Raw genomic sequence first — 23,152 nt, 5'->3', positions numbered from 1 at the left:
CGTATGAGGTGTAGTTTTAACTTTTACGTATAATATGGGAGCATGTGGGCATAACCTGTACTATTAGAGGGACAGGGGTGGACACGATGGTTTCCTGGATGAAAATCGTTTGGAATACGGCGAAAGTTTTTTTAGCCTTTTCTTTATGCACGCTGGTTTTCTATTTTGGTTTGCTTTGGATTAACCAGGAATATGAAAATTATCATAAGTATGACGAACCTAAAGGGAAAGCGGTTAAAGTTTTCAATTTAAGTACCGATAAAGATTCGAATATTATAAAACGGCTTTTTTATTTCTATCAGACGGGTGAATAAGGAGGGGTATAGTGAACAATCATGTTCAGGATTTTCTTCAATATATTATTGTTGAACGAGCCCTTTCAAAAAATACGATAGACTCTTACAGAAGAGACTTGACTCAATATGTTCTTTTTTTAGAAAAAGTGGAATCAATAGAAACAATTGATCAGATTGAACGCAATAATATTATGGGATATCTTTTATTTTTAAAAGAAAATGGTAAGGCTTCCACAACGTTAGCACGCAACATTGCATCCATACGTTCATTTCATCAGTTTTTGTTTAGAGAGAAGGTTTCGCTTCAAGATCCTTCTGTACATATTGAAACACCAAAAACAGAAAGAAAACTGCCAAAAGTGCTGTCTCCACAAGAAGTTGAGGCATTGCTCGAAACACCAGCTTCCAACGATCCTTTCTCGCAAAGAGATAAAGCTATGCTAGAACTACTATACGCTACAGGTATTCGGGTATCTGAATTAGTTCAGTTAAACATAAGTGATATCCACCTTAATATGGGGTTCATACGCTGTATGGGTAAAGGCAGCAAGGAAAGAATTATTCCGCTCGGAAAAATGGCTCAATCAGCAATAGAGCGATATATTAATAGCGGCCGATCGGAAATGTTAAAAGGCAAGAAAACGGAAGCCCTGTTTCTTAACCACCATGGTAATCGATTATCCAGGCAAGGCTTTTGGAAAATATTGAAACAGTTAGCGAAAAAGGCTAGAATAGAAAAGGATTTGACCCCGCACACTCTTCGTCATTCTTTCGCAACACATCTCTTAGAGAATGGTGCAGATTTGCGTGCAGTACAAGAAATGCTTGGCCACGCTGACATTTCAACCACACAGATTTATACCCATGTCACTAAAACCAGATTAAAAGATGTTTACTCCGCCTTTCATCCGAGGGCGTGAGCATCTTTTTTGTTTTTAGTTGTCAGACTTCCGACATCATGGATAATTTGTTTGTTGTACGCTTTAAAAGGAAATAGTAAATAGAGTGTAGTTAAGAATTTCAGGAGGAAAAAATGGAACAATCTCGTTTTAAACGCACATTTTTAATCGTAATGGATTCTGTAGGTATCGGTGAAGCACCTGATGCTGACAAATTTGGTGATAAAGGAGCTCATACGCTAGGTCATATCGCAGAACATATGAATGGACTGCAGGTGCCAAATTTAGAAAAATTGGGTCTTGGAAATATTGATCCAACAATGAAAGGTATTGAAAAAACAGAAAACCCGCTTGCACATTTTGCAAAACTTCCTGAACTATCAAATGGAAAAGATACTATGACAGGACACTGGGAAATCATGGGTCTTCACATTCAGGAACCATTTCAAACGTTTCCTGAAGGATTCCCTGATGAGTTAATAGACCAATTGACTGAAAAGTGGGGAAGAGGCATTCTAGGAAACAAAGCTGCTTCAGGAACAGAGATTATTACTGAGCTTGGAGAAGAACATATGAACACTGGAAAACTAATCGTTTATACATCTGCTGATTCAGTTTTACAGATTGCAGCTCACGAAGATATTGTTCCGATTGAAGAGTTATATGAAATCTGCGAAACAGCGAGAGAAATGACACGCGAAGGCAAATATATGCTTGGACGAATCATCGCTCGTCCATTTACAGGGAAACCAGGTGCGTTTGAAAGAACGGCAAACCGCCACGATTATGCATTAAAACCATTTGGCAGAACTGTAATGAACGAACTTCAAGACAGCGGCTTTGACAGCATCGCTTTAGGTAAGATCTCAGATATCTTTGATGGTGAGGGTGTAACAAAAGCAATCCGTACGAAATCAAATATGGATGGGATGGACAAGCTGGTTCAATCAATGGAAGAAGATTTCACAGGTCTTAATTTCTTGAACCTGGTAGATTTTGACGCACTGTACGGCCACAGAAGAGATCCGAAGGGATATGGTGAAGCGCTTCAAGAGTTTGACCTTCGACTGCCTGAAGTCCTAAATAAATTAAAAGATGAGGATCTTCTCATTATTACAGCCGATCATGGAAACGATCCAGTTCATCATGGGACTGATCATACGCGTGAATATGTGCCTTTATTGGTCTATCACAATGGAATTAAAAAAGGAAAAGAATTGAATATAGGAAATACATTTGCAGATATAGGTGCAACAATCGCAGAAAATTATAATGTGAAAAAACCAGAGATAGGAAAAAGCTTTTTAAGCCAGCTTTAAGGGGGAAAAGACATGTCAACTAAATTACAAACATCAGCCGAGTTTATTCAATCAAAATTAGATTCTTCACCTAAAATCGGATTGATTTTAGGATCGGGATTAGGAATTTTAGCCGAAGAAATCAAAAATCCTGTTGTAATTCCTTACTCAGAAATTCCTGAGTTCCCTGTTTCAACAGTTGAAGGACATGCAGGCCAGCTTGTGATTGGTGAGCTTGCAGGAAAACAAGTAGTAGCCATGCAGGGACGGTTTCATTATTATGAAGGCTATTCTATGGAAAAAGTTACGTTTCCTGTCCGTGTAATGAAGCTGATCGGTGTAGAAACAATCGTTGTCACGAATGCAGCAGGCGGAGTGAACAAAGACTTCGAAGCTGGCGACCTTATGCTTATTACTGATCATATCAACAACATGGGAGATAACCCTTTAATAGGAGCAAACGATAATTCATTTGGCGTTCGTTTTCCTGATATGAGTGAAGCATATACGAAATCATTGCAGGACGTTGCTAGGAAAGTATCAAAAGAACTTAGCATCAAACTGAAAGAAGGAGTTTACGCAGGTAATACAGGCCCTTCATATGAAACACCAGCAGAAGTTAGAATGCTTCGTGTTCTAGGTGCAGATGCAGTTGGAATGTCTACAGTTCCTGAAGTGATCATCGCTCGCCATGCGGGAATGAAGGTACTCGGAATCTCTTGTATCTCGAATATGGCAGCTGGAATTTTAGATCAGCCGCTTACTCACGACGAAGTAATGGAAACAACAGAGATGGTAAAAGCTAATTTCCTTTCTTTAGTTAAAGGAATTGTAAAAGAAATTTAAGTAATCAAACAAAACTAAATTTATACAGCTGGTAAAACAATTCGTATCAGATGTATCGTAAGAAAGTGGTGTTTTTTAAATGAGAATGGTTGATTTAATACAAAAAAAACGTGATGGAAAAGAACTGACGAAAGTTGAGATCGATCATATTATTCAAAATTATACGAAGGGCGAAATTCCTGATTATCAAATGTCAGCTTTCGCAATGGCTGTATATTTTAAAGATATGACAACTGAAGAACGTGCTAACTTCACAATGGCTATGGTGGAGTCTGGAGATCAGATTGACCTTTCTGCTATTGAAGGCATTAAAGTAGATAAGCACTCTACTGGCGGTGTTGGCGATACTACAACACTTGTACTTGCTCCATTAGTTGCAGCTCTCGGTGTGCCGGTTGCGAAGATGTCAGGCCGCGGTTTAGGTCATACTGGAGGTACGATCGATAAGCTGGAAGCTGTTCCAGGGTTTCACGTAGAAATCGACAATGAACAGTTTATTGAATTAGTTAATAAAAACAAACTGGCTGTTATAGGTCAGAGCGGAAATCTTACACCAGCTGATAAAAAGCTGTACGGTTTGCGAGATGTAACTGCAACTGTAAATTCAATCCCGTTGATTGCGAGTTCGATCATGAGTAAGAAGATCGCAGCTGGTGCAGATGCGATTGTACTTGATGTTAAAACAGGTGCAGGTGCGTTCATGAAAACACCTGAAGAAGCGGAAGAACTTGCGAATGCAATGGTTAAGATCGGAAATGCTGTAGGCAGAAACACAATGGCTGTTATTTCAGACATGAGCCAGCCGCTTGGACTTGCAATCGGTAATGCGCTTGAAATCAAGGAAGCGATTGATACCCTTAACGGTAAGGGCCCTAAAGATCTTGAAGAGCTTTGCTTAACATTAGGTTCTCATATGGTTTACTTGGCTAAAAAAGCAAGCTCACTTGATGAAGCGCGAGAAATGTTAAAAGACGCGATCTCTTCTGGAAAAGCGCTCGAAACATTAAAAGTTTTCTTGAAAGCTCAAGGAGGCGACGATTCAGTTGTTGATAATCCTGAAAACCTCCCTCAAGCCGCACATACATTTGAGTTAACAGCAGATGAGGACGGATATGTGTCTGAGATAATTGCAGATGAAATTGGAACAGCAGCGATGATCTTAGGTGCTGGAAGAGCAACGAAAGAATCGGAAATCGACTTGGCAGTAGGATTAATGCTGAACAAAAAAGTTGGAGACCAAGTTTCTAAAGGTGATTCTCTTGTAACCATCTACAGCAACACTGAAAATGTTGAAGATGTTAAAAATAGAATCCGCAACGCCTATACAATTTCAAAAAACGCTGTTGATGCACCACCTTTAATTTATAAAGAAATTAAACAATAATTATATAAAAAGAGGCTGACTCAATAGGATAAAACCTTTGAGTTCTGGCCTCTTTTTTTTATATAGAATATTAAATACTTTATACAGATCTTAAGTGTGTTCTTGAGGAGTACATATTTAAGAGTTTTGTCCTCACCACGAACACTTTAATCATCCTCATTACCGCCATCCGGTTGAATCGCACGTTATTTTTAATATATGGAACTTTCGACAAAAGTAACACGCGATGTACCGTTTATGATTACTCCACGCATAGTTACACGTTCAAAAATTAAACTTTTCTTATCGATTACAGATGGCAAATACGGTATAAAGTGAAAAATTATGGAAAAAATAGAGCTATATGAATGGAGGGAAAAGTATGAAAGCCTTGATTTCAGGTTTATTGAGTTTGTGTCTGTTAGCGTCATTTTCCGTTCCAAAAGCGGAAGCTGCAGAAAAAGAAAAAGTAAAACTAGCTGAAAAAAGTCATTCTGCTATTTTAATGGAACAAGACAGTGGAAGTGTATTATATGAAAAGAACAGCCACGAAAAGCTTCCGCCAGCAAGTATGACTAAAATTATGACGTTAATTTTAGTAATGGAAGCGATTGACAAAGGCAAGATCAGCTGGAGCGATAAAATTCGCGTAAGTGAGTATGCTGCAAGCATGGGCGGATCGCAAATATTCCTGGAACCTGGAGAAGAAATGCGAGTAGAAGATATGGTTAAAGGAATTGCAATTGGAAGTGCTAATGATGCATCAGTTGCAATGGCAGAACATATTGCAGGATCTGCAGATTCATTCGTAAGTATGATGAACGATAAAGCAAAGAAATTAGGATTAAAAGATACGTTCTTTAAGAATGCTACAGGTCTTCCGGCAGCCGGTCATTATACATCTGCACATGATATGGCGATCATGGGGAAAGAACTTCTTAAACATGAAGAAGTAACTAAATTCACTGGACTATATGAAGATTATTTACGTGAAGATACAGACAAGAAGTTCTGGCTTGTAAACACAAACCGACTTGTTAAGTTTTATCCTGGTGTGGATGGATTAAAAACTGGATTTACAAATGAGGCGAAATATTGTTTGACAGCTACAGCGAATAAAAATGGGATGAGAGTTATAGCTGTTGTAATGGGAGCACCGACTCCGAAAGAAAGAAACGCACAGGTTACTTCCATGCTCGATTATGCATTTACTCAATTCTCAACAAAAAAATTATTCGATCGTCATGAAATCGTGAAAGAAGTAAAAGTACAAAAAGCGGACAAATCAAAACTACCAGTCGTAACTTCTGAGAATATATCTCTTTTATTGAAAAAAGGAGAAGCTGCTAAAAAGATAAAAACAGAGGTCACTGTTGATAAAGATTTAAAAATGCCTGTTAAAAAAGGGCAGCAGATTGGTTCTTTAAAGATATGGAACGGCAAAGATCTCATTACAGAAAGCCCTGTATTGGCTTCGGAAACGATAAAGAAAGCTTCCTGGTGGAAATTATTTAAACGTACAGCAGGACAAATGTCAAAATCCTTATAAATCATAGTTATTCTTGACATTTATAGGCGAATTCCCACTAGTTTTGTCATCAGTGAAGGAATTCGTCTATTTTTATAGAAAATCACGTTATCCAAAAAAGAAGGAGAGGATAGCGTGGGATTAGCTGTCAATCTGGAACTTAAACACACTGTTTTGTGTATCCGCTTAGACGGAGAACTTGATCACCATACAGCAGACTTGCTCAGATCACAAGTGGAAGATTACTTGAAAAAGCATACAGTAAATCACATCATTCTAAACTTAGAAGGTTTAAGCTTTATGGATAGCTCTGGTCTTGGTGTTATTTTAGGCCGTTATAAACAAATAAAGAATCAGGATGGAGAAATGGTGGTATGCGCTATTTCGCCTGCTGTAAAAAGACTTTTTGAAATGTCAGGCTTATTTAAAATAATCAGGCTTGAAGAAGATGAAGAGCTTGCACTGCAGGCTTTGGGGGTGGCTTAATATGAGAAATGAAATGAAGATTCAGTTTTCAGCATTAAGTCAGAATGAATCATTTGCCCGTGTAACTGTTGCAGCATTCATTGCCCAAGTCGATCCTACTGTGGACGAATTAACTGAAATTAAAACAGTTGTATCTGAAGCCGTTACAAATGCAATTATTCATGGTTATGAAAATAAAGCAACGGGCATGGTTTTCATTGAAGCAGCGATAGAAGAGGATACTATCCACCTTACAATACGTGACGAAGGTTTGGGGATTCCTGATCTTGATCAGGCGAGACAGCCTCTATATACTTCTAAGCCAGAGCTGGAACGCTCAGGAATGGGCTTTACGATTATGGAGAATTTTATGGATGAAGTTGAAGTCATCTCAGAACCGTCGTACGGAACTACGATTCACTTGACAAAATACTTAACCAAAAATAAAGCTATGTGTAATTAAGGGAGTATGCCTATGGATGTCGAGGTGAAAGGCAGCAAAAGCGAACCGTTTCTTAAGGATGAAGAGATAAAATTATTGATTAAACAAAGTCAGGAAGGAGATCAGCATGCCCGCGATACGATTGTTGAAAAAAACATGCGGCTTGTCTGGTCTGTGGTTCAGCGCTTTTTAAACAGAGGTTATGAGGCAGATGACCTTTTCCAAATCGGCAGTATTGGTTTGTTAAAATCAGTGGATAAATTTGATCTGTCATACGATGTAAGATTCTCGACTTACGCTGTTCCGATGATTATAGGCGAGATCCAGCGTTTTATACGTGACGACGGAACAGTAAAAGTAAGCCGCTCTCTGAAAGAGACTGGCAACAAGGTTCGGAAGGCTAAAGACGAGTTATCTAAATCTCTTGGACGGACACCGACGATTAACGAAGTCGCTCAATATCTAGAGGTAGCGGTGGAAGATGTTATTATGGCTCAGGATGCTGTAAGAGCACCTCAATCGATACATGAGACTGTTTATGAAAATGATGGTGATCCAATAACACTTTTAGACCAAATCTCAGATCATGCAGAGAGTAAATGGTTTGATAAAATTGCTTTAAAAGATATTATGGACAAGCTAGATGAGCGGGAGCGTTTAATCGTGTATTTACGCTATTTTAAAGACCAGACCCAGTCAGAAGTAGCTGAACGGCTTGCTATCTCGCAAGTTCAAGTATCTAGGCTCGAAAAGAAAATATTGTTATTTATGAAAAACCAGATGGAGACTTAATAAGTCTTGTCTGGTTTTTTATTTTTGGTGGTAGTTTTTGGATGTTTTCTATTGCTAAGCATGATTAGAAAAGCCAAATCGCATACTAAACACAAATGCGCTGAAGAAAAGAGGCGAAGTAAGTTGGATAAAGTAATATACCTTCGTATGCGGCAACGCGTTCAAGTCCTTCAGCATCAGAAAGTAACGATTGGCGATGTCGCGCAAATCGTCGCATCAGATGAAAACGAAAGGGAGATTAAAGAATATATAATCCATAAAGTAACTCCAGAAGATAAACATTTAATCGTTATCGATGTAATGAGGGTGATAGGTACGATTCAAAAGAATAATCCAGACATCGATGTTCAGACGATCGGACCCGCCCAGTCCATCTTGGAAATCCAGATGAAACAAAAGACATTAGCTCCTGTATATTTTGTACTCGTGTGGCTTCTCCTCTTTACGGGTTCGGCTCTTGCCATTATGAATTTTCATGAAGATGTCAGCATGCAGCTTGTTCATCAGAAAATTTATTACATGATTACAGGGCATTATAAGGAGCAGCCGCTGCTGCTGCAGATTCCTTATTCATTTGGTCTGGGGCTCGGAATGATTCTATTTTTTAATCATTTGTTTCGAAAAAGGCTTAATGAAGAACCAAGTCCGCTGGAAGTAGAAATGTTCAATTACCAGCAAGACCTCGATCAGTATGTAATCGTCCATGAAAATAAAGAAACAGAGAAGAAAATCAATGACAATTAAAGTTTTGCTTATCGCGTTTATTGGATTTGGCGGAGGAATAACTGTAGGTTCAGGTCTCGTTGCATTGATTACGGTTCTGGGGATTGTACCAAGGCTTATGCAGCTTTCAAAAACCTACCGCTTTATAAGAAGTTACGAGATAAGCATTATACTTGGTGCCGTTTTAGGTGGATGGATGAATTTGAGAAATGCTTCATTCTCATTTTCTCCGATTATTCTTGCACCGGTCGGCTTACTGGCTGGTATTTTTGTAGGAATGCTTGCCGCTGCATTAACAGAGGTATTAAATGTTTTGCCGATTTTAGCGAAACGAGTGGGTTTTGGTGAAAAAATTATCATTATATTAATGGCCATTGTGTTTGGGAAAATTACGGGGTCCTTGTTTCATTGGATCTATTATATCAATCATTAAGAAGTGGAGTGAAACAACATGGCAACAAAAGAAGAGCAACAAGCTTATGCTGAAAAAATTAAACCGATTCAGCCTAAACCCCCATATGTAATCAATTGCTTAAAAGCATTTTTTGTTGGCGGTTTAATCTGTTTAATCGGCCAAGGGATACAAAATTTTTATATGACCTTCTTTAACTTTTCACAAGAAACAGCAGGTAATCCAACTGTAGCAACGCTGATTTTAATCGCAGCCCTTCTGACGGGTCTCGGTGTATATGATAAGATCGGTCAATTTGCTGGAGCGGGATCTGTCGTGCCAGTTACCGGTTTTGCCAACGCCGTAACGAGTGCTGCTTTGGAACATAAAAGCGAAGGACTAGTATTGGGTGTCGCAACAAACCTGTTTAAACTAGCCGGAGCCGTTATTGTTTTTGGAGCGGTTGCAGCTTACATTTTTGGGATGATCAGATATATATTTCAGCATGTGATGTGAGGAGTGAGCTCATGAATTTATTAGGCAGACAAACATGGAAATTTGCTAACAGCATCTATTTGAATGCTGCTGGTACTGCCGTTGGTCCTATGGAAAGTGAAGGACCGCTCGGAGGCTATTTTGATAAGACTTATAATAATCTTCATTGCGGACAAAAAAATTGGGAGCTGGCTGAACGGCAGCTGATGGAAGATGCAATTGATTTCTGTTTAAAGAAATCAAAGCTTAACCCTGAAGACATTAACTTTTTGCTTGCAGGAGATCTTTTAAATCAGATTGTATCCTCGAATTATACAGCCAGAGGAAACGGTATCCCGTTTTTAGGGGTATTTGGAGCTTGTTCAACTTCTATGGAATCTCTTGCACTGGGAGCCGCCTTGGTAGATGGCGGTTATGCAAACCGGGTTATTGCAGCGGTCAGTTCACATAATGCAACAGCTGAGAGGCAGTTCAGATATCCAACTGAATACGGCGGGCAAAAACCAGATACAGCTACATTTACCGTGACTGGAGCTGGTGCAGCGCTAGTAAGTAGAGAGGTATCAGATATAAAAATTACTTCAGCCACAGTCGGAAAGGTTGTAGATCTAGGTATTAAAGATCCTTTTGATATGGGTTCAGCTATGGCTCCTGCCGCTGCAGATACGATTGCAGCACATTTTAAAGAAATGAATGTCTCACCTGATGAGTACGATCTGATCGCTACGGGAGATTTATCAGGTGTCGGAGCTCCAATAGTAAAAATGCTTCTTAAAGAACAAGGATATGACATTTCTGATAATCACCGTGACTGTGGTTTAATGGTCTATCGTTCAGATCAGCAAGTGTTTGCCGGGGGAAGCGGATGTGCATGTTCAGCCGTTGTAACTTATGGATATATCCTGGATGAAATACGAAAAGGGAACTTAAAGAAGGTAATGATGGTCGCTACAGGTGCTCTCTTAAGTCCTGTGATGGTCCAGCAAAAGGAAACAATTCCAACTGTCGCTCATGCAGTAGTTTTAGAGCGGGCGGAAGGAGGTATGTAAGATGGAATTTCTTTGGGCCTTCATTGTAGGGGGAGCAATCTGTGTAGTGGGTCAATTAATGATGGATATTTTAAAATTGACACCTGCCCATGTTACAACATCATTTGTTGTAATCGGAGCTTTTCTGGATGCTTTCGGAATATATGACAACCTCATTAAATTTGCAGGAGCAGGGGCTACTGTTCCTATTACCAGCTTCGGACACTCATTGCTGCACGGAGCAATGGCAGCAGCTGATGAACATGGATTTATCGGTATAGCAATGGGGATTTTCGAGTTAACTTCTGCAGGGATATCATCTGCTATTCTATTTGGGTTTTTAGTTGCAGTTATCTTCGAACCAAAGGGGTGATTGAGGGTGAAAAAACGGGTTATTTTCATAACAGATGGAGATTTTTATGCGCTTCGGGTTGTTGAACATGCTGCCAAAATAATTGGCGGACGCTGTATTTCACAGTCTTGGGGAAATCCGACCAAAAAAAGCGGTGAAGAACTTGTTGAAATGATCCGTAAAACCCCTCATGACCCTGTCCTTGTAATGTTTGATGATTGTGGCTTTAAAGGTGAAGGGCCTGGTGAGCAGGCTATGAGAATTATCCATCAGCAAGAGGATTTTGATGTTATCGGGGCGGTAGCAGTCGCATCTAAAACGCATTTTGCAGAATGGACAAAGGTTCATTGTTCGATGGACAGATATGGTGAACTCACTGAGTTTGGCATTGATAAAAGCGGAGTGCCTGATTTGGAAACTGGAAGAATCAATGGGGATACGGTCTATATACTAGACGAACTGAATCTTCCTTTTGTAATCGGAGTAGGTGATATTGGAAAGATGGCTGGGTTCGATTCAGTTGAAAAAGGAGCCCCTATAACCTTAAAAGCAATCAATCTCATTCTAGAAAGGAGCGAATCTCATGGCAAATACAAAGAACAAAACACCGATCAGTAAAAATATAGAAGAGAATGAAAAGTTCTTAAAAGACCGCCTTGGCATCGGTATAAGTTTTGATGTAGGTGTCCGAAAAATATTTGTACTCAAAAAAGAGCTTCAGCTATATTATTGTACTGGTCTTTGTGACAGTGAATTTATCATTATGCTGTATCGCGAGCTTATGGATATGGACCATGGCCACAGATCTCCAGGGAAAGTAAAAGATCTTGTACATAATCACCTTGCTCACCAGCAGGTTGAACTTACAAAATCACTAGATGAAGCAGTAGACAGAATGCTTTCAGGATTGATTGTAATATTTCTTGATGGTGAAGAAGAAGCTTTTGTTGTTGATGTAAGAAGCTATCCTGGCAGATCACCTGAAGAACCAGATATCGAAAAAGTTGTAAGGGGTTCGCGAGACGGTTATACAGAGAATATTATTATTAATACAGCTCTTACTAGAAGAAGAATCCGGGATGAAAGGCTTAGACATGAGATCCTTCAAGTTGGTGAACGTTCGAAGACTGATATCTGTCTTTCCTATATACAAGACGTAGCGGATCCTGGCTTAGTTAATCTGATCCGAGACGAGTTAGGAAAAATACAAATCGACGGAATACCGATGGCAGATAAGACAATCGAAGAATTTATTGTTAAACAAGGCTGGAATCCTTTTCCGCTCGTTCGATACACAGAGAGACCAGACGTTGCGGCACAGCATTTGATGGAAGGCCATGTATTAATAATTACTGACACTTCTCCAAGCGTAATTATTACACCTACAACGCTTTTTCATCATGTGCAGCACGCAGAGGAATATCGGCAAACGCCTTTTATAGGTGCATTTCTAAGATGGATTCGTTTTAGCGGTATGATCATGTCAGTCTTTTTAGTACCAATGTGGCTGTTATTTTCAATGAATAGTGAGCTGCTTCCTCCATTTATCGATTTCATCGGACCGAATAAAACAACAAACATTCCTTTATTTTTACAGATTATATTTGCAGAAATAGGAATTGATATATTAAGGCTTGCAGCCATTCATACTCCTAGTGCACTTTCGACCGCGATGGGGCTAATTGCAGCGGTTTTAATTGGTCAGATTGCTATTGATGTAGGACTGTTTGTTCCAGAAGTAATTTTATATGTTGCTATCGCTGCCATCGGATCGTTCTCAACTCCGAGTTATGAACTCAGTGTTGCAAATAAAGTAGTAAGACTGGTCTTAATCGTTTTAGTAGTCCTGTTCAAGGTTCCGGGATACATGATAGGTGTTACGGGCTTTATCCTTTACTTAAGCACTATAAAAAATTTAAACACACCGTATCTTTGGCCGTTCATACCGTTCAATCCTAAGGCGTTTTTGCAGATTGTTATTCGTGTTGCGGTTCCGCTTTCCAAAGTGCGCCCAAGTATTGTTCATCCGCAAAACCCTAAAAAACAGCCGACTAATTAATCTGTCCCTTGTGGATTAACAAAAATTGTGATAAAATTCATAACTAATTCAATATATGCCTCATTTGAGGTAGAGGCGCAAAACGAATAAGTAGCATATGGAGTTCATGGAAGACGATGAAATATGTCGAAAGGTCAATTTGCCGAAGTGTAAAAGGAGATCCATTTCTTTTTATGCTGGGCCGTTGCTGAACAAGCAGCGGACTGTCACTACAACAGTAGTGGAGAGCTATTCCGACATGAGGGCACGGTCATGACAGCCTGCCTTAATTGCGGCTGTTTTTTTATTATTGTCGGGATTGAATTCTCCATCATCATGGAGAGGGGATTAATTGTGAATTTACATGGCACAGCTAAAATCGGAGAAAATAATCATCTTTGGATAGGCGGAGCAGATACAGTCGAACTTGCAAAAAAGTATGGCACACCGCTTTATCTATATGATGTTGCTTTAATAAGAACTAGAGCGAGAGGATTCAAGAAAGCATTTGAAGAAAAGGGTGTTGGATATCAGGTAGCATACGCCAGCAAAGCATTTTCTTCTATCGCGATCATTCAGCTTATGGATCAAGAAGGGTTAAGTTTGGATGTTGTTTCCGGCGGGGAACTTTATACAGCACTCCAAGCAGAATTTCCTGCAGAATGTATCCATTTTCATGGAAACAACAAGAGTGTTGAGGAATTAGAGTTCGCACTTTCAGCAGGAGTAGGGTGTATTGTAGTAGACAATTTTTATGAAATAAATCTGTTAAAAATGCTATGCAGAAAACTGAATAAGAAAGTCAAGATCTTATTGCGTCTTACACCTGGTATTGAAGCCCATACACATGATTACATCATAACCGGTCAGGAAGATTCTAAATTTGGTTTTGACTTAGGAAGCGGGCAAGCAGATAAGGCATTGCAAGAAGTCCTTGAGTCTGAGTTTTTCGAGGTGCTCGGCATACATTGTCACATAGGTTCTCAAATCTTTGAAACTGAAGGTTTTACTCTAGCAATTGATAAGCTGTTTAGCCATTTTAAGATTTGGGAAGAGAGCTATCAATATTTTCCTCGCGTCGTGAATCTAGGCGGTGGATTTGGTATTCAATATACTTCTGATGACACACCTCTTGAGCCAGAACAGTATGTTATGGCAATGATTGATGAAGTCAATCGTAAAATGGCTCATTTCGAAGGAAAGTCAATTCCTGAATTATGGATTGAACCAGGGAGATCACTCGTTGGAGATGCTGGGACAACGATCTATTCGATCGGTTCTCAAAAAGAGATTGAAGGTGTAAGACATTATGTTTCTGTTGATGGCGGTATGACAGATAATATTCGTCCAGCTCTTTATCAAGCAAAATATGACGCATATACAGCAAACAAGATGAACGATAAGCCTGCCCAAACAGTATCAATTGCAGGAAAGTGCTGTGAGAGCGGAGATATGCTCATTTGGGATTTGGAGCTGCCTGAAGTGACGGATCAAGATTATCTTGCTGTATCTTGTACAGGAGCGTATGGATACAGTATGGCAAACAATTATAACCGAATACAGCGTCCAGCAGTTGTTTTTGTAGAAAATGGTGAAGAACAGCTTGTCGTTAAGAGAGAAACTTACGAAGACTTAGTCAGACAGGATGTGCCCTTAAAATCAAAGGTTTTTGTGTAAATTAGTTTACGGCGATGTCATTTCACCGTACAATGGTATGTGAATGAAACATAAGGAGGCCTATTTAATGAAAAAAGGTTCAATCGAATTCGAAAATGGCGAAAAAATATTATTTGATTTATATCAAGAAGAAGCACCTGGAACTGTAGAAAACTTTGAAAAGCTTGCAAACGAAGGATTTTATAATGGAGTAACATTCCACCGTGTAATTCCTGGTTTCGTAGCACAAGGCGGAGATCCGACTGGAACTGGTGCAGGCGGCCCTGGTTACTCAATTCCTTGTGAAACAGAAGGGAATCCTCACAAACATGTAGCAGGATCTCTATCAATGGCTCACGCTGGCCGTGATACTGGTGGAAGCCAGTTCTTTATCGTACACGAGCCTCAGCCGCATCTGAATGGTGTACACACAGTTTTCGGACAAGTTACTGAAGGAATGGACACTGTTTTGCGCATTAAGCAAGGCGATGCAATGAAAGAAGTTAAAGTTTGGGAAGAGTAATATTGAGCGGCCCCGGGTATCCGGGGCTTTTTTTATTGTTGTTTGATATGCTGAACGCATAAAAATCCCCTGTCAAGGCTTCTGTTGACAGGGGGTTATGATTTTTTATCAAAGAATTCTGTTCTTTTGCAATTTCTGTTTTTCTCTTTCCTCGATAACAGGTGTTCGGTCTCTTAATCTATGTTTATGAATAATAGTCTCGTCTAGAACAAGTTTTGATTCCCATGCCTTCCCGGTTTTTTCGGCTTCTAATAAGCATGTTTTTTTCAATGACGGTATTAATGGGAGTGAAACAGGCTTAAATTTTTTTTGCTGAACAATCTCTTTTTTTCTATTCTCCAGCATTTCAATAAGATTGTCAGGTTCAAGTCCCAGTGAATGGAGTGCAGCTTTTTCGCTTTGAAGTTTTTGAATTCCGCTTGTTATCATTCTTTTTGCACCGTTCATATTACCGCGTCTCTGATGGTAGAGAGCTACAGCGATCTGGATGAGCCCCGGCCATAGGTTTCCTTTCATTCCTTCGTTCTTCCAATGCTCCTCGAGTACTTCATGGCACTCAAAAAAGTCTTGATCAGTATGGAAATAGATTAAATAATCAATCCAAGCTTTCGGATAATTCAACTTGTGCCCACACCCCTTTGCTTTTACGCATTTAGTTTACCATAGGCCTCTGACTAATAAAAATACAGCTTTTGTATGTTGAAAATATGATATAATTTTATAATACAAAAAACGTTGATAAAACTGGGGAAATGTTATGCAATATAGTGTGAAGCTTGATGGATTTGAAGGTCCGCTTGATTTGCTGCTTCATTTAATTCAAACATACGAAGTAGATATTTATGATATACCTGTAGCAATAATTACAGAGCAATACTTGCAATATATACATACGATGAAAGAACTTAAACTGGATGTTGCCAGTGAATATTTAGTCATGGCTGCAACTTTGCTTGCGATAAAAAGCAAGATGCTACTGCCGAAGCATGAAGATGATTTTTTTGATCAGCAGATGGAATTAGACGTAGAAGAAGATCCGAGAGACGAATTGGTGAGAAGGTTAATTGAATACAGGAAATATAAGTTTGCAGCAGATGAATTAAAAGAAAGAGAAGCTGCAAGAAGCTTAGTTTATACTAGAGAACCGCTCGATTTAAGTCAGTTTGAAAAAGAGGAAACAGCTCAGCAGGTAACAAATGTAACGCTTTATGATATGCTGCAGGCAATGCAGAAGGTCTTTCAGGAAAAAGTGACTCGGTCACCAAGACAAACAACGATAGAACGCCAGGAAATTCCGATTGAAACCAGAATGGACCAGATTAAACAATCACTCCTATCTGTTGGAGGCAAAAGACGTTTTACCGATCTTTTTGATAAAAGCTCAAAAGAGCATGTGGTAGTTACGTTTCTGGCCATTTTGGAATTAATGAAAGTAAAAAGTATTAACTGTGAGCAGCAAGACCATTTTAGTGAAATTTATATTACCATGATAGAGGAGTAAAAGGATTTGGAACGAAATGAAATAAAAGCGGTTATTGAAGGTTTGCTCTTTGTCAGCGGAGATGAAGGCATCGACCGAAAACAAATTGCACAAGTTCTTGAAAAAGACAGCAAGGAAATAGATGAGATTATTAATGAGTTGAAAGAAAGCTACCTTTCACCTGACAGAGGTATGACTATCGTTGAATACGCAGGATCACTTCAGTTCGTAACGAAACCAGATCATGCAGTTTTTTACGAGCGTCTTGTTGAAACCCCTGGTCACTCTACTCTTTCACAAGCGGCTCTCGAAACTTTAGCAATCATTGCCTATAGACAGCCTATTACAAGATCTGAGATCGAAGAAGTCAGAGGAGTGAAGACAGAAAAGCCTCTTCAAACTTTATCTGCAAAAGGGCTTGTAAAAGAGGTCGGAAGGGCAGAAGGAACTGGGAGAGCTATTTTGTACGGCACTACCAAAGCATTTTTAGATCATTTCGGCCTTCAGACGATTAAAGAACTGCCTCCGCTCCCGGAGAACATTCAAGAGGAGAGCGTGGAACAGGAAGCAGACCTATTCTTTTCAAAGTTTCAGGAATCTATATCTTTTGAAGATAACTAAGGGGGAAGCTGTTTTGCTGATTCATCATATTGATGGTATTGAATTAGAAAAAGAAAAACCGAATACATCAGAGGATTTCTTTAACCGTTCAGAAGCATCCTACGAAATAAATGGTGAAAAACATACCTTTCATCTTCTCTATGTACGTTACTTTGAAGAAAAACTTGAAGATGAATTAACTCAGCTTGATTTCTGGAAGCAGCATCTCCAAAAATATAAACTCCGTGAATTAGCAGCATTAGCAGCACTCAGCAAAAATGATTCATATTTGAAAAGAAAACGAGTTTACATTAACGAATATGAAAATTTTAAGAGTCTTTTTATGGATCCTGATGAAAAAACATTAACGAATCTTTTAAAGCCATTTGAATAATTTTTTTTGAGCAGCCAAGTCCTTGGCTGCTTTTTTATTTGTAAATCGTTCTGTTTTAAATAAAGGGTTAAGGGTAAATTAACAAATAAGTAAAACGAGTCGAAGGAGAGAAATCTTTTGCCCAGAATAGCAGCAGTCGAAACCGTTAATCCCCCGCACAAACTATCGCAAAAAGAAACGATGGAATTTGCAAGAAACTTATTTCAGGATGCATTTTCAGATATTGAACGTTTATTAAAAGTTTTTCAGAATGGTGAGATTTCATCAAGATATTTTGTAATGCCGATTGAATGGTTTAAAGAAAAGAGAAGTTTTCAAGAAAAAAATGATTTATACATAGACTTTGCTACGAATCTTGGAGCAGAATGCATCCAAAAATGCATGGGCCCAGCAGACAGTCCTATAATCCCTTATGAAAATATTGACGCAATCTTTTTTATTTCCAGTTCCGGGATATCCACTCCTAGTATAGAAGCCAGAATCATGAATATGCTGCCGTTTTCCTCTCATACGAAACGAATACCTATATGGGGCTTAGGATGTGCAGGTGGTGCATCAGGCTTTTCGAGAGCTTTTGATTATTGTAAAGCATATCCGAAGTCAAACGTGCTCGTATTGAGTGTTGAATTATGCAGCTTGACGTTCCAGCATGAGGATTTTTCTAAAAGCAATCTTGTAGGTACCTCCTTATTTGCAGATGGGGTTGCATGCGCACTTATATGCGGAGAAGAATCAGATGCTGGTAAATCAGCAGAATTAAAGCCTTATATTTTAGATACAATGTCCACATTAAAGCCTCATTCAGAGGATGTAATGGGATGGGAGGTAAAAGATACAGGTCTTTATGTTGTCTTTTCACGTGATATACCTAATGTGATACGAACATGGCTTAAACCGAACGTTGATGAGTTTCTAAACCGAAATCATTTAACCGGAGAACAGATCAAAAATTTTATTGCCCATCCCGGAGGCAAGAAAGTCCTTCAGGCATATGTTGATGCTCTTGGCCTGCCTATTTCCAAAACTGATATTTCACGAGATGTGCTTATGTCAAACGGCAACATGTCTTCGGCTACTGTCTTTTATGTTTTGAAACAATTTATGGACATAAAACAAAATGAAGGTGATTTAGGAATTATGGCAGCACTTGGCCCTGGTTTCTCATCAGAGCTTTTGTTAGTCGAATGGAGGAAATAACGGTGAATTGGTTTCTCGTTTTTTGGACTTTTTTAATAATCCAGAGACTTGCAGAAGTGAAAATCGCCAGAAAGAATGAAGAAACTCTCCGATCCAAGGGGGCTGTTGAGGCAGGGAGCGGCCATTATAAATGGATGGTAACTCTGCATGCCTCATTTTTTCTTTTTCTATTTGCTGAAGTAATGTTCTTCGGTGCTTTTTCTCCTTCATGGTGGATGATTCCGTTTGTATTGTTTTTAATTGCACAAATAATTCGGGTGTGGGCGATCACCTCTTTAGGAGTTTTCTGGAATACAAAAATCATTCTGCTTCCAGGTGCTGAAGTTGTGGCTAAAGGACCGTACCGTTTTATAAGACATCCTAATTACTTAGTCGTAGCATTGGAACTTTTAGTAATTCCTCTTATTTTTGGCGCTTATGTTACCGCATTTCTTTTTACAATATTAAATATCTTGATGCTCCGTGTAAGAATACCAGCAGAAGAAAAAGCATTAATGGAACTTACTGATTATGAAAATAGACACGGTGAAAAACAACGTTTCTTTCCTATTCAATAAAAGAGCGGAAGTAAATCCCATTCATAACCTGTCCTTGTTTGCATAAACTTTTACAAAACACCTAAAGGGCGGGATTTTGAATGAAACAAATCATTTCACCTCTTATTTACATTGTAATATGCTCGCTTATACTTGCAGTTTTCCCGCAAGAAGCAAAGGCTGAACCTGGTGTATCAGCAAAAGCGGCTGTACTGATGGAACAATCCTCAGGAAGAGTTTTATATGGCCGGAATGAACATCGTCCCATGAGAATCGCTAGTATAACGAAAATCATGACTGCTATCCTTGCCATTGAATCCGGAAAGATGCAGGATACTGTAACCATAACCGAACATGCAGCGAGAACAGAAGGATCTTCTCTTTATTTAAAACCCGGTGAGAAAATCCCATTAACAGACCTGGTTTATGGATTGATGCTGAGATCAGGAAATGATTCTGCTGTTGCGATCGCAGAACATGTTGGCGGAAGCTTAGATGGATTTGCCTATCTTATGAATCAAAAGGCAGAAGAAATAGGAATGAAACATACTCGCTTTAGAAATCCTCATGGACTCGACACACATGAAGACCATTATTCAACCGCCTATGATATGGCACTTCTGACTAAGTATGCTATGAACAACGACATGTTTAAAGATATATCAGCAACGAAGGTATACCGTTCTGAGCAAACGGGTGAAAAGTGGGACAGAGTGTGGCGAAACAAAAATAAAATGCTGAAGCTTTATGAAAATGCCACTGGCGGGAAAACAGGCTATACAAATCGTGCAAAAAGAACTCTGGTTTCAACAGCCGAGAAAGACGGAATGGAGCTTATCGCAGTTACACTAAATGATCCTGATGACTGGGAAGATCATAGAAATATGTTCGAGTGGGGATTTCACTCTTTTCAAATGACCGAGCTGATTAAGGAAGGTAAAGTACCCAGTATTAAAGATAGAGGTTATAAAGGAAAAGTTGAAGCAAACCGTACTTTTTCTTATCCGTTAATGAAAGAAGAGATTAAACAGATCTCTTCTTCGATTCATTTATATAAATTACCCAAGTCTGGTGAATGGGAAGAAGAAGATATTCCTAAGCCTGTAGGAAGGTATTTTATAGATTTAAATGGTTTAAGAATAGCAGATTTACCGCTATATTATGATGGAAAAGCATTAATAAAACCTCACAAAGATGGTATCTGGACAACATTTAAAGGTATGCTGAACCAGCTTTTCTTTGCAGCAAGGGAGCATAATGGCTCATGGTGAATTACATTTGGGTCGGTATGATGGTGATTGGATTTGTTGTTGCAGCTATTAATGGCAACATGGATAAAGTAAATGCAGCAATTTTTACAAGTGCAAAGGAAGCAGTAACTTTGAGTTTTGCTATGATAAGTATTCTCGTGTTTTGGCTTGGGATTATGAAAATAGCAGAAAAAGGCGGATTGTTAGAAGTCCTAGCATACCTTTTCCGTCCAATTGTCAAATGGCTATTTCCTGATATTCCAAAAGATCATCCGGCACAGGGATACATTTTATCAAATATGGCAGCGAACCTGCTCGGACTGGGGAACGCAGCCACACCAATGGGTATAAAAGCAATGGAACAGCTAAAGATACTTAATGGCGGAAAGAACGAGGCTAGCCGTTCGATGATCACATTGCTTGCTATTAATACATCAAGCATTACATTAATTCCTACCACAATCATCGCTATAAGAATGAGCTATAACTCTCAATCTCCGACTGATATCGTTGCACCGACACTTTTAGCGACAGCTGTTGCAACAGTTGGAGCCATCCTGATCGACAGGTATTACTATTACCGCTCCTTGCAAAAGGGAGGGAAATAGATGAATTTCGTTCAATCATTTTCGATTTGGTTTATCCCCCTTTTAATCGGTTTTATATTGCTCTATGGAACCTACAAAAAAGTCCCAACCTATGAAACATTTGTAGAAGGAGGAAAAGAAGGGTTTTCCATTGCGATAAATATTATTCCATTCTTAGTTGGTATGCTAGTAGCCATATCTGTTTTCAGAGCTTCTGGAGCATTAGATTATGTTATGCTCGCTATGCGTCCCATATTTTCATTGTTTCATATACCAGCAGAAGTCGTTCCGCTTGGATTGATGAGAACGATTTCTGGGACAGGTGCTCTTGGTATGACATCTGATCTCATTGCAACTCATGGGCCAGACTCCTTTATTGGAAGGTTGGCTTCAACGATACAAGGAAGTACGGATACGACATTTTATGTACTGACAGTATATTTTGGAGCGGTCGGAATTAAAAAAATGAAATATGCTTTAAAGGTTGGTCTATTAGCAGACTTGATCGGATTTTTAGCATCCATCGCGGCGATATCACTTCTTTTTTACTCATAAAACGAATAAAAAGAGCCTTTAAGGCTCTTTTTTACGTTTAACGTGGTTGAGAATTACGAATAATGAAGGTATGATGAGACATGAGGTGAAATCATGGAACGATTGCAAAAAGTGATTGCTCAAAGCGGTATAACTTCCCGAAGAAAAGCAGAGGAATTAATCCGTGAAGGCAAAGTGAAAGTGAACGGAAATGTTGTGACCGAACTCGGCACAAAAGTCGGAACAAAAGATAAAATTGAAGTGAACGAAATTCAAATTCAACGGGAACAGCCCGTTTATTTTTTGATGTATAAACCTTCTGGAGTAATAACAGCAGTATCTGATGATAAAGGACGTAAAACAGTTGCTGATTATTTCAAAGATATCATCGAACAGCGAGTTTTTCCGGTTGGCAGATTAGATTATGACACTACAGGTGTCATTATCATGACAAATGACGGAGAATTCGCGAATGTGCTGATGCATCCACGGTACCAGTTAGATAAAGTGTACATTGCTAAAGTGAAAGGAATTCCCCCAAGAGAAAAGATTAAGCAGCTTGAACGAGGGATTCGCCTGGAAGATGGTATGACTGCACCTGCTAAAGCGAAAGTTACATCTATCGATAAGAAAAAAGGAACAGCAATCGTAGAATTAACGATTCATGAAGGAAAGAACCGGCAGGTCAAGCGAATGCTAGAAGCAATCGGATCTCCTGTTATGAAGCTGAAGCGCGAAAGATATGGATTTCTTGATCTTAGAGGACTTAATCCAGGTGAGTTTAGAGAACTAACTCCACATGAAATAAAGCAGCTAAGAAACATGGCTGTCACACAAACGTCAAAAAAAAGCCGTAGATAGGCTTTTTTTTCAAGTTATAGTAAAATGGAAGCGGCTAAAAGGAGCGGATAGCTTTGAAGAAAAAAAGATTATGGTTTCGCTCTGCTTTGCTTGCCATCTTAGTTATAGCGATCGGTTATACAATCTATAACAGTATCTTTGAAGAAAATGGTACTTACATAAAAAAGGGAGACACAGCTCCCAATTTTGTACTTACTGATCTAAATGGCAACCGGGTTGAACTTGAAGATTACCGGGGTAAAGGGGTCTTCTTAAATTTTTGGGGAACATGGTGCAAGCCATGTGAACGGGAAATGCCCTATATGCAAAGGCAATACGAAACCTACAAAGAACAAGGTGTAGTAATTCTAGCTGTAAATGTCAGTGAAACAAATGTATCAGTAAGTAACTTTGTGGATCGTTATCGTTTAACCTTTCCAATACCGATGGATAAACAAAGAGAAGTAACGAAAGCATACGGCATAGGCCCAATTCCAACTACGATTCTTATTGATAAAAATGGGAAAGTGGTGGGACGAACGAGTGAATCACTGTCTGAAGAAAAAATTATTTCCTTTATGGAAAAAATCAAGCCGTAA

Annotated in this window: 29 protein-coding genes and 1 riboswitch; of the genes, 28 read left to right on the top strand and 1 reads right to left on the bottom strand. The window is 39.1% G+C overall.

The window, feature by feature from the left end:
• The first annotated feature begins 86 nt into the window (after nt 1-86).
• From ACFQ4X_RS09085 to ACFQ4X_RS09000, 18 genes are all read left to right on the top strand, one after another.
• Nucleotides 87-314 carry a YqzK family protein gene (locus ACFQ4X_RS09085; protein WP_066290648.1) on the top strand — a complete coding sequence of 76 codons (228 nt, stop codon included), beginning with the start codon at nt 87-89 and terminating at the stop codon, nt 312-314.
• Between the two features lie 11 nt (nt 315-325).
• The gene (gene xerD, locus ACFQ4X_RS09080; protein ID WP_379834569.1) at nt 326-1,216 is read left to right on the top strand and encodes a site-specific tyrosine recombinase XerD; all 891 of its coding nucleotides are present in this window, start codon (nt 326-328) and stop codon (nt 1,214-1,216) included.
• Between the two features lie 113 nt (nt 1,217-1,329).
• Entirely contained in the window at nt 1,330-2,514 is a 1,185-nt protein-coding gene (gene deoB / locus ACFQ4X_RS09075) for a phosphopentomutase (protein WP_379834567.1), read from the top strand.
• 12 nt (nt 2,515-2,526) lie between these two features.
• Nucleotides 2,527-3,339, top strand: a complete 813-nt coding sequence (locus ACFQ4X_RS09070) for a purine-nucleoside phosphorylase (RefSeq protein WP_379834566.1) — start codon at nt 2,527-2,529, stop codon at nt 3,337-3,339.
• 79 nt (nt 3,340-3,418) lie between these two features.
• The gene (locus ACFQ4X_RS09065) at nt 3,419-4,723 is read left to right on the top strand and encodes a pyrimidine-nucleoside phosphorylase (RefSeq protein ID WP_379834564.1); all 1,305 of its coding nucleotides are present in this window, start codon (nt 3,419-3,421) and stop codon (nt 4,721-4,723) included.
• 361 nt (nt 4,724-5,084) lie between these two features.
• Nucleotides 5,085-6,251 (top strand): D-alanyl-D-alanine carboxypeptidase family protein, encoded by a 1,167-nt coding sequence (locus ACFQ4X_RS09060; RefSeq protein WP_379834563.1) that lies wholly within the window; start codon nt 5,085-5,087, stop codon nt 6,249-6,251.
• Nucleotides 6,252-6,365: 114 nt separating this feature from the next.
• Nucleotides 6,366-6,716: an anti-sigma F factor antagonist gene (gene spoIIAA, locus ACFQ4X_RS09055; protein ID WP_066290635.1), complete on the top strand. Its 351-nt coding sequence runs from the start codon at nt 6,366-6,368 to the stop codon at nt 6,714-6,716.
• 1 nt (nt 6,717) lies between these two features.
• Entirely contained in the window at nt 6,718-7,158 is a 441-nt protein-coding gene (gene spoIIAB / locus ACFQ4X_RS09050; protein WP_379834561.1) for an anti-sigma F factor, read from the top strand.
• A gap of 12 nt (nt 7,159-7,170) precedes the next feature.
• Complete coding sequence (sigF, locus tag ACFQ4X_RS09045; protein WP_066290631.1) at nt 7,171-7,929, top strand: RNA polymerase sporulation sigma factor SigF; 759 nt, start codon at nt 7,171-7,173, stop codon at nt 7,927-7,929.
• Nucleotides 7,930-8,052: 123 nt separating this feature from the next.
• A complete protein-coding gene (locus ACFQ4X_RS09040) occupies nt 8,053-8,673 on the top strand; it encodes a stage V sporulation protein AA (RefSeq protein ID WP_379834559.1) in 621 nt (206 codons plus the stop codon).
• The gene (locus ACFQ4X_RS09035) at nt 8,663-9,085 is read left to right on the top strand and encodes a stage V sporulation protein AB (protein WP_379834558.1); all 423 of its coding nucleotides are present in this window, start codon (nt 8,663-8,665) and stop codon (nt 9,083-9,085) included. The genes ACFQ4X_RS09040 and ACFQ4X_RS09035 overlap by 11 nt, the downstream gene beginning before the upstream one ends.
• An 18-nt stretch (nt 9,086-9,103) precedes the next feature.
• The gene (gene spoVAC / locus ACFQ4X_RS09030; RefSeq protein WP_379834556.1) at nt 9,104-9,559 is read left to right on the top strand and encodes a stage V sporulation protein AC; all 456 of its coding nucleotides are present in this window, start codon (nt 9,104-9,106) and stop codon (nt 9,557-9,559) included.
• Between the two features lie 11 nt (nt 9,560-9,570).
• On the top strand, nt 9,571-10,587 hold the full coding sequence (gene spoVAD / locus ACFQ4X_RS09025) for a stage V sporulation protein AD (protein WP_379834555.1): 1,017 nt from the start codon (nt 9,571-9,573) through the stop codon (nt 10,585-10,587).
• A gap of 1 nt (nt 10,588) precedes the next feature.
• On the top strand, nt 10,589-10,939 hold the full coding sequence (gene spoVAE / locus ACFQ4X_RS09020) for a stage V sporulation protein AE (protein WP_130295163.1): 351 nt from the start codon (nt 10,589-10,591) through the stop codon (nt 10,937-10,939).
• A complete protein-coding gene (locus tag ACFQ4X_RS09015; protein WP_379834553.1) occupies nt 10,940-11,536 on the top strand; it encodes a stage V sporulation protein AE in 597 nt (198 codons plus the stop codon).
• Nucleotides 11,502-12,977 (top strand): spore germination protein, encoded by a 1,476-nt coding sequence (locus ACFQ4X_RS09010; protein WP_379834551.1) that lies wholly within the window; start codon nt 11,502-11,504, stop codon nt 12,975-12,977. Before ACFQ4X_RS09015 ends, ACFQ4X_RS09010 begins: the two co-directional genes overlap by 35 nt.
• A gap of 62 nt (nt 12,978-13,039) precedes the next feature.
• Nucleotides 13,040-13,216: riboswitch (Lysine riboswitch) on the top strand.
• Nucleotides 13,217-13,292: 76 nt separating this feature from the next.
• A complete protein-coding gene (lysA, locus tag ACFQ4X_RS09005; RefSeq protein ID WP_379837102.1) occupies nt 13,293-14,633 on the top strand; it encodes a diaminopimelate decarboxylase in 1,341 nt (446 codons plus the stop codon).
• A gap of 67 nt (nt 14,634-14,700) precedes the next feature.
• Nucleotides 14,701-15,135, top strand: a complete 435-nt coding sequence (locus ACFQ4X_RS09000; RefSeq protein ID WP_379834550.1) for a peptidylprolyl isomerase — start codon at nt 14,701-14,703, stop codon at nt 15,133-15,135.
• 108 nt (nt 15,136-15,243) lie between these two features.
• Here the strand turns inward: ACFQ4X_RS09000 and ACFQ4X_RS08995 are convergent, their stop codons facing one another.
• On the bottom strand, nt 15,244-15,756 hold the full coding sequence (locus tag ACFQ4X_RS08995) for a DUF309 domain-containing protein (protein WP_379834548.1): 513 nt from the start codon (nt 15,754-15,756) through the stop codon (nt 15,244-15,246).
• Nucleotides 15,757-15,892: 136 nt separating this feature from the next.
• Between ACFQ4X_RS08995 and ACFQ4X_RS08990 the strand changes: the two genes are divergently transcribed.
• From ACFQ4X_RS08990 to resA, 10 genes are all read left to right on the top strand, one after another.
• Nucleotides 15,893-16,636, top strand: a complete 744-nt coding sequence (locus ACFQ4X_RS08990) for a segregation/condensation protein A (protein WP_379834547.1) — start codon at nt 15,893-15,895, stop codon at nt 16,634-16,636.
• 6 nt (nt 16,637-16,642) lie between these two features.
• Entirely contained in the window at nt 16,643-17,236 is a 594-nt protein-coding gene (scpB, locus tag ACFQ4X_RS08985) for an SMC-Scp complex subunit ScpB (RefSeq protein WP_379834545.1), read from the top strand.
• Nucleotides 17,237-17,249: 13 nt separating this feature from the next.
• Nucleotides 17,250-17,609: a hypothetical protein gene (locus ACFQ4X_RS08980; RefSeq protein WP_379834543.1), complete on the top strand. Its 360-nt coding sequence runs from the start codon at nt 17,250-17,252 to the stop codon at nt 17,607-17,609.
• Between the two features lie 117 nt (nt 17,610-17,726).
• Entirely contained in the window at nt 17,727-18,806 is a 1,080-nt protein-coding gene (locus ACFQ4X_RS08975; protein WP_379834541.1) for a type III polyketide synthase, read from the top strand.
• Nucleotides 18,807-18,808: 2 nt separating this feature from the next.
• Nucleotides 18,809-19,363 carry an isoprenylcysteine carboxyl methyltransferase family protein gene (locus ACFQ4X_RS08970; protein WP_379834539.1) on the top strand — a complete coding sequence of 185 codons (555 nt, stop codon included), beginning with the start codon at nt 18,809-18,811 and terminating at the stop codon, nt 19,361-19,363.
• A gap of 80 nt (nt 19,364-19,443) precedes the next feature.
• Nucleotides 19,444-20,613 (top strand): serine hydrolase, encoded by a 1,170-nt coding sequence (locus tag ACFQ4X_RS08965; protein WP_379834537.1) that lies wholly within the window; start codon nt 19,444-19,446, stop codon nt 20,611-20,613.
• On the top strand, nt 20,607-21,200 hold the full coding sequence (locus ACFQ4X_RS08960) for a nucleoside recognition domain-containing protein (protein WP_379834536.1): 594 nt from the start codon (nt 20,607-20,609) through the stop codon (nt 21,198-21,200). Before ACFQ4X_RS08965 ends, ACFQ4X_RS08960 begins: the two co-directional genes overlap by 7 nt.
• Complete coding sequence (locus tag ACFQ4X_RS08955; protein ID WP_066290584.1) at nt 21,201-21,734, top strand: spore maturation protein; 534 nt, start codon at nt 21,201-21,203, stop codon at nt 21,732-21,734. It abuts the gene before it with no gap.
• A gap of 93 nt (nt 21,735-21,827) precedes the next feature.
• Nucleotides 21,828-22,574, top strand: coding sequence for a pseudouridine synthase (locus ACFQ4X_RS08950; protein ID WP_379834534.1), 747 nt, complete (start codon nt 21,828-21,830; stop codon nt 22,572-22,574).
• Nucleotides 22,575-22,627: 53 nt separating this feature from the next.
• Nucleotides 22,628-23,152 carry a thiol-disulfide oxidoreductase ResA gene (resA, locus tag ACFQ4X_RS08945; RefSeq protein WP_379834533.1) on the top strand — a complete coding sequence of 175 codons (525 nt, stop codon included), beginning with the start codon at nt 22,628-22,630 and terminating at the stop codon, nt 23,150-23,152.

The organism is Fictibacillus halophilus, from assembly GCF_042680145.1.
Taxonomy (GTDB): Bacteria; Bacillota; Bacilli; order Bacillales; family Fictibacillaceae; genus Fictibacillus; species Fictibacillus halophilus_A.
The sequence above is the reverse complement of the archived record's forward strand: the minus strand, read 5'-3'. Positions and strand labels throughout refer to the sequence as shown.

Bases quoted from the DNA above. Each gene is read 5' to 3' on its own strand.
- ACFQ4X_RS09085 (WP_066290648.1), top strand. From the start codon at position 87: ATGGTTTCCTGGATGAAAATCGTTTGGAATACGGCGAAAGTTTTTTTA.
- deoB (WP_379834567.1), top strand. From the start codon at position 1,330: ATGGAACAATCTCGTTTTAAACGCACATTTTTAATCGTAATGGATTCT.
- ACFQ4X_RS09070 (WP_379834566.1), top strand. From the start codon at position 2,527: ATGTCAACTAAATTACAAACATCAGCCGAGTTTATTCAATCAAAATTA.
- ACFQ4X_RS09065 (WP_379834564.1), top strand. From the start codon at position 3,419: ATGAGAATGGTTGATTTAATACAAAAAAAACGTGATGGAAAAGAACTG.
- ACFQ4X_RS09060 (WP_379834563.1), top strand. From the start codon at position 5,085: ATGAAAGCCTTGATTTCAGGTTTATTGAGTTTGTGTCTGTTAGCGTCA.
- spoIIAB (WP_379834561.1), top strand. From the start codon at position 6,718: ATGAGAAATGAAATGAAGATTCAGTTTTCAGCATTAAGTCAGAATGAA.
- sigF (WP_066290631.1), top strand. From the start codon at position 7,171: ATGGATGTCGAGGTGAAAGGCAGCAAAAGCGAACCGTTTCTTAAGGAT.
- ACFQ4X_RS09035 (WP_379834558.1), top strand. From the start codon at position 8,663: ATGACAATTAAAGTTTTGCTTATCGCGTTTATTGGATTTGGCGGAGGA.
- spoVAC (WP_379834556.1), top strand. From the start codon at position 9,104: ATGGCAACAAAAGAAGAGCAACAAGCTTATGCTGAAAAAATTAAACCG.
- spoVAD (WP_379834555.1), top strand. From the start codon at position 9,571: ATGAATTTATTAGGCAGACAAACATGGAAATTTGCTAACAGCATCTAT.
- spoVAE (WP_130295163.1), top strand. From the start codon at position 10,589: ATGGAATTTCTTTGGGCCTTCATTGTAGGGGGAGCAATCTGTGTAGTG.
- ACFQ4X_RS09010 (WP_379834551.1), top strand. From the start codon at position 11,502: ATGGCAAATACAAAGAACAAAACACCGATCAGTAAAAATATAGAAGAG.
- lysA (WP_379837102.1), top strand. From the start codon at position 13,293: ATGGAGAGGGGATTAATTGTGAATTTACATGGCACAGCTAAAATCGGA.
- ACFQ4X_RS09000 (WP_379834550.1), top strand. From the start codon at position 14,701: ATGAAAAAAGGTTCAATCGAATTCGAAAATGGCGAAAAAATATTATTT.
- ACFQ4X_RS08990 (WP_379834547.1), top strand. From the start codon at position 15,893: ATGCAATATAGTGTGAAGCTTGATGGATTTGAAGGTCCGCTTGATTTG.
- ACFQ4X_RS08965 (WP_379834537.1), top strand. From the start codon at position 19,444: ATGAAACAAATCATTTCACCTCTTATTTACATTGTAATATGCTCGCTT.
- ACFQ4X_RS08960 (WP_379834536.1), top strand. From the start codon at position 20,607: ATGGTGAATTACATTTGGGTCGGTATGATGGTGATTGGATTTGTTGTT.
- ACFQ4X_RS08955 (WP_066290584.1), top strand. From the start codon at position 21,201: ATGAATTTCGTTCAATCATTTTCGATTTGGTTTATCCCCCTTTTAATC.
- ACFQ4X_RS08950 (WP_379834534.1), top strand. From the start codon at position 21,828: ATGGAACGATTGCAAAAAGTGATTGCTCAAAGCGGTATAACTTCCCGA.